General features: G+C 78.0%; 1 protein-coding gene. It reads left to right on the top strand.

Translation table 11 applies throughout. The features are described from left to right. Nucleotides 1-287 (top strand): P-type ATPase actuator domain-containing protein (locus tag MD536_RS21345; RefSeq protein ID WP_498366317.1); only part of this gene is annotated, 287 nt, incomplete at both ends.

Raw genomic sequence — 287 nt, 5'->3', positions numbered from 1 at the left:
CCCGGCGAGCGCGTCCCCCTGGACGGGCGGGTCGTCGAGGGGCGGTCGCGCCTCGACCAGGCGCCGCTCACCGGGGAGAGCGTCCCCGTCGAGCGGGAGCCCGGCGGCGATGTGCTCGCCGGCTCGATCAACCTCGACGGCGCCCTGCGCGTCGTCACGACGCGTGCGGCCGAGGACACGACGGTCGCGCGCATGGTGCGCCTCGTCGAGGAGGCGGGCACGCGGCGCAGCCGGGCGCAGCGCTGGGTCGACCGCTTCGCGGCGGTCTACACGCCGGCGGTGATGGC

This window comes from Flavihumibacter cheonanensis (genome assembly GCF_022352215.1).
Taxonomy (GTDB): Bacteria; Bacteroidota; Bacteroidia; order Chitinophagales; family Chitinophagaceae; genus Flavihumibacter; species Flavihumibacter cheonanensis.
The sequence above is the reverse complement of the archived record's forward strand: the minus strand, read 5'-3'. Positions and strand labels throughout refer to the sequence as shown.